This is a genomic window from Muricoccus vinaceus (assembly GCF_042433125.1).
GTDB lineage: Bacteria > Pseudomonadota > Alphaproteobacteria > Acetobacterales > Acetobacteraceae > Roseomonas > Roseomonas vinacea.
Genome location: NZ_JBHLVZ010000108.1, coordinates 1 through 4993 on the forward strand (window position 1 = coordinate 1; position 4993 = coordinate 4993).

General features: G+C 69.6%; 5 protein-coding genes. All 5 read left to right on the top strand.

The annotated features are described in order from the left end of the window. Window positions 1-353: potassium channel family protein (locus ACFFIC_RS27950; RefSeq protein ID WP_377056635.1), on the top strand; the 353-nt coding region annotated here is incomplete at its 5' end. 197 nt (window positions 354-550) lie between these two features. Next, window positions 551-871 (top strand): HU family DNA-binding protein, encoded by a 321-nt coding sequence (locus ACFFIC_RS27955; protein ID WP_377056641.1) that lies wholly within the window; start codon window positions 551-553, stop codon window positions 869-871. 174 nt (window positions 872-1045) lie between these two features. Next, entirely contained in the window at window positions 1046-1273 is a 228-nt protein-coding gene (locus tag ACFFIC_RS27960; protein WP_377056637.1) for a hypothetical protein, read from the top strand. Between the two features lie 32 nt (window positions 1274-1305). Beyond that, window positions 1306-4623, top strand: coding sequence for an error-prone DNA polymerase (locus ACFFIC_RS27965; RefSeq protein ID WP_377056639.1), 3318 nt, complete (start codon window positions 1306-1308; stop codon window positions 4621-4623). Between the two features lie 121 nt (window positions 4624-4744). Further along, on the top strand, window positions 4745-4993 hold a 249-nt coding region (locus ACFFIC_RS27970; protein WP_456306976.1), incomplete at its 3' end, for a Y-family DNA polymerase.

Sequence of the window (4993 nt, forward strand, 5' to 3'; positions counted from 1 at the left end):
CCGCAAATCGCGGCATGAATGCTTTGAGAGCAGGCCTCCGTCGGCGAGGGCTGGGATACGTTGCTGCGCTTACCGCTCTGGTAAGTTTGCTCGGCGCCGCTGGAATGTATGCCTTTGAACGAGCTCCTGAAGTGGAGGGCGGCTTCAGCAGCTTCGGTGACGCGTTGTGGTGGACAGCGATGCTGATGACCACGATGGGATCTGACTTCTGGCCGCGCACCGCTGAGGGAAGAGTGCTTTGCCTGTTGCTCGCAACCTATGCCTTCGCCGTGTTCGGCTACATCACCGCAGCCTTCGCCAGCTTCTTTGTTGGTCGCGACGCAGCGTCTCGGCTGCAAGGGAACGACGGCTAGGGGGGGCGGCCGTGTAGCTTTTTCAAGCTTGCTTTCTCCTCAGGCATAATCGCAGGCAAGGAGCTGATCAGCTATCACAGGCAGTCACTGCTTTGAATCATCGCGACAGAAAGGCTACGCTGATGGGCAACACTGAGTCATCATGACAACGGTGTTCCACACTGGTGTCTCAGCCTACAGGAAAGACAGCGTAGATTCTGTCTAAGAAGTTCCTCACTGACGTCATCCAGCAGTCCACCGAGATGACGGGCGTCGCCTCTGGTCAGCTCGCAGCCGACTTGGTCACGGCGATCAAAGCGGAGATCGTCGAGACCGGCCGCTTCTCGCTGCCGGACTTCGGCACCTTCACCGTTCGCGAGACCGCCAAGCGCTCGGCGCTCAACCCACGCACGGGCGAGAAGGTGCAGGTCAAGACCGGCGCCACTGTCAAGTTCAAGGCCAGCCCCTCTCTCAAGGAAGCGGCATTCGCCGGTGCCAAGAAGTCCAAGCGCAAGGCTGCCAAGAGCAAGGCCTGCTGATCTTCGGCCGGGCCTACCGGGCAGCCGCGGAGCGGGTGCCAGGAGGTCCGGCCAGCCTTACCCGCAGGAGGCTAGTTCTTGATTTGTTCGCCTGCTGTCTGCACCCTGAGTGGATGCCGTGCCCCGTCTGATTCGCCGTTCCTTGCCTGATCCTCGTGCTGGCTGAGGTTCGCCATGGCTGATGCGAAGGATTCTGCCTCCGGTCCGATGGTGCCCGCCACCGGCGAAGAAGTCGCCGAGGTGCTGGCCTATGCCCTTCGGCACGACGAGCGCGGCAAGCCCCGGCGTGGCGCAGCCTGGGAGGTGGCGACCGCCGTGCTGGCCGAGCAGCTCGCCGCCCACTTGGAGCGAGCCAACATGGTGGTGGTCAAGAAACCACCGCGCCCGCCCCACTCGACCTGATGCTGCCACCCGGCGACGGTGCGGCTCGGGTGGTGCAGGGCGAGCCACGCGCATCTACCCAGCCCTTCGCCGAGCTCGCGGCCAGGTCGAACTTCTCCTTCCTCGATGGCGCATCCCACCCCTGGGAGCTCGCCGCCACCGCCAGGGCGCTCGGCTACTCAGGACTGGGGCTCTGCGACACCAACACCCTGGCCGGCGTGGTGCGCGGGCATGTGGCGGCCAAGGAGGTGGGGATCCCCTACGCGGTCGGCTGTCGCCTCCGGCTGGAGGATGGCGCCGAGTACCTCGTATGGCCGACCTGCCGGGCTTCCTACGGGCGCCTGACCGCTCTGCTGTCCAGAAGGCGCATGTCGTCGCCCAAGGACAGCTGTTGCCTCACCAGGGACGACATGCTGGCCGCGGCCGAGGGCTGGGTTCTGGCGGCGATCCCGCCGGAGGCGCTGGGCGTGCCTTTCGGGGAGCGTTTCAGGCAAGAGGCAGAGGCGCTGCGGGGGCAGCTGGCGCTGCCGATGATGGTCGCGGGTGCCCACACTCTCCGGGGCGACGACCAGCGCCGCCTGGACCGGCTGGGTGACCTCGCTGCCGCCGCGGGCGGCTGGCTGCTCGCGGTGGGGGACGTCCGCTACCACGTGGCCTCCCGCCGGCGCCTGGCCGACGTGCTCACCGCCATTCGGCTCGGCACCACGGTGGACGCCATCGGAGCGGCGGCCGAGCCCAGCGCCGAGCGCCGGCCCAAGAGCCTCGCCGAGGTGGCGCTGCGCTTTGCCCGGCACCCGGAGGCGGTGGCGAACACCCTCCGCGTGCTGGAGGCGACGCGGGGCTTCTCCTTAGACCAGCTGCGCTACGAGTACCCGGACGAGGTGGTGGACCCTGGCCGCACCGCCCAGGAGACGCTGGAGGCGAGGGTGGCGGCGGCGCTCGCCGCACGCTGGACGGTGGTACCGGCCGAGATCGAGGGGCGCATTGGCCACGAGCTGCGGCTGATCGGCCAGCTGGGCTACGCCCCCTACTTCCTGACCGTGGAGGCCATCGTCCACTTTGCCCGCGAGCGGGGTATCCTCTGCCAGGGCCGGGGGTCCGCCGCCAACTCGGCTGTTTGCTTTGTGCTCGGCATCACGGCGGTGGACCCCAACAAGCACGACCTGCTGTTCGAGCGCTTCGTCTCGGCCAGTCGCGGCGAGCCGCCCGACATCGACATCGACTTCGAGCACGAGCGCCGCGAGGAGGTCATCCAGCACATCTACGAGCGCTACGGCCGCGAGCGCGCCGCCATCTGCGGCACGGTGATCCGCTACCGGCCCAAGTCCGCCCTCCGCGAGGTCGGCAAGGCGCTCGGCCTGTCCGAAGACGTGACCGCCCGGCTGGCCAAGGCGAGCTGGGGTGGGGGAGGGGAGGGGTCGCTTTCCGACCTCGCCAAGGGCGAGGGGTTGGACCTTGGTGATCCGCGGCTGGCGGTGACCATGGAGCTGGCGCAAGAGATCCTCGACTTCCCCCGGCACACCGCCACCCATGTGGGCGGCTTCGTCATCACTCGCGGCGCGCTCACCGAGCTGGCGGTGGTCGGCAACGCCACCATGGAGGGGCGGACGGTGCTCGAGTGGGACAAAGACGACATCGATGCCCTCGGCATCCTGAAGGTCGATGTGCTGGCGCTCGGCATGCTCACCTGCCTCAGGCGGAGCTTTGACCTGCTGCGCCGGCACGGCGGGCCGGACCACGACCTCGCCAGCCTGCCGCGCGAGTGCCCCGAGACCTACGCCATGCTCCGCCGGGCCGACAGCGTCGGTGTGTTCCAGGTCGAGAGCCGGGCGCAGATGAACATGCTCCCCCGGCTCCGGCCCGAAAGGTTCTACGACCTCGTGGTGGAGGTGGCGATCGTCCGGCCCGGTCCCATCGCCGGCGACCTCGTCCACCCCTACCTCCGGCGCAAAGCAGGGGAGGAGCCGGTCACCTTTCCCTCACCCTCGCCCGAGCACGGCCCGGCCGACGAGCTGGAGCGGGTGCTGGGCAAGACGCTGGGCGTGCCGCTGTTCCAGGAGCAGGTCATGCGGGTGGCGATCGTGGCCGCCGACTTCACCCCCGACCAGGCCGACCAGCTCCGCCGCGCCATGGCGACCTTCAAGCTGACCGGGGGCGTGGCCCGCTACCGCGAGCGCCTGGTCGCCGGCATGGTCCGCCGTGGGTACGAGGAGGCTTTCGCCGAGGCGATCTTCGCCCAGATCGAGGGCTTCGGCTCCTACGGCTTTCCCGAGAGCCACGCCGCCTCCTTCGCTCACCTGGTCTACGCCTCCTTCTGGATCAAGCGGCACCACCCGGCGGTCTTCACCTGCGCGCTGCTGAACAGCCAGCCGATGGGCTTCTACGCCCCGGCCCAGCTGGTGCGGGACGCCAGGGAGCACGGGGTGCTGGTCCGCCCGGTGGACGTGAACGCGTCCGATTGGAACAGCACCCTCGAGCCGGAGCGGGAGAGCCGCGGCGGGCTGGCGCTTCGGCTGGGGCTGCGGCTGGTTGCCGGCTTGCCGGAGGCGGAGGCCCTGGCGCTGGTCAAGGCCAGGCGCGTCCGCAACGGGGCGCCCTTCGCCTCGGTGGAGGATGCCGCCATCCGCGCCGGGGTGGGACGGAAAACGCTGGAGGCGCTGGCGGCGGCGAATGCCTTCGGGGCCACTGGGACCGGGCGGCGGCGGGCGGTGTGGGACGCGGCGGTGGCGGCGTCCGGGCCGCAGCAGCTGCCGCTCTTTGCGGTGGCGCGGGACACCGCCGAGGCAGCGATGGCGGCCAGCGCGCCGCTGATGGCAGAGCCCGAGGCAGCCTTGCCCAGGCAAGGGGAGGGAGAGGAGGTGGTGGACGACTACCGCGCCACCGGCCTGACGCTGGGGCGCCACCCCATGGCGATCCTGCGGCCCACTCTAGACCGCCTGGGGCTGGGCGACACCCGCCAACTTGGCAGCCTCAGGCCGGGTGCGCGGATCCGCCTGCCCGGCATCGTCCTCATGCGCCAGCGGCCGGGCACGTCGAGGGGCGTGGTCTTCCTGACGGTGGAGGACGAGCACGGCGCGGGCAACCTCGTGGTCTTTGCCGCCATTGCCGAGCGTGACCGACAAGCCCTCCTCAGCGCCCGGCTGCTGCTGACGGAGGGCAAGGTGGAGCGCGTCAGCGAGCACGTGGAGGTGCGGGTCAACCACCTGATCGTTCAAAGGCTCATCGACCGCTCCGACCTGCTCGATAGGCTCAGCCAGGCCGAGCAGGGAGGCGAGTGGGCCGAGCGCGCCCTCGGCCGGGCCGATGAGGTGCGCCGGCCCGAGCCGGGGAGCCGCCGGCCGGTTCTGCCGAAGTCGCGGGACTTCCAATGAGCGCGGGCAGGGGGGGCCACCGCTGCCCGGGTCCGCTTCCCTTCATGGCAGTCTCAAGCATCTCCGCACCTCTCTTCGCGAGAGCCCCGTGATCCCCGCCCGCAAGATCATCCACGTTGACATGGACGCCTTCTACGCGTCGGTCGAGCAGCGGGACGACCCGTCGCTGGCCGGCCTGCCGTTGGCGGTCGGCGGCTCGCGCGAGCGCGGGGTGGTGGCCGCGGCCAGCTACGAGGCGCGTGCCTTCGGGGTGCGCTCGGCCATGCCGTCGCGCTTCGAGCGCTACCGGGAGATCTCCGCCCGCATCCGCGAGGTCTTCCTCGAGCACACGTCGCTGGTGGAGCCGCTCTCGCTCGACGAGGCCTATCTC

What these genes read in the sequence shown, in the direction of transcription:
- ACFFIC_RS27960 (WP_377056637.1), top strand. Translation starts at nt 1,046, where the DNA reads ATGGCTGATGCGAAGGATTCTGCCTCCGGTCCGATGGTGCCCGCCACC.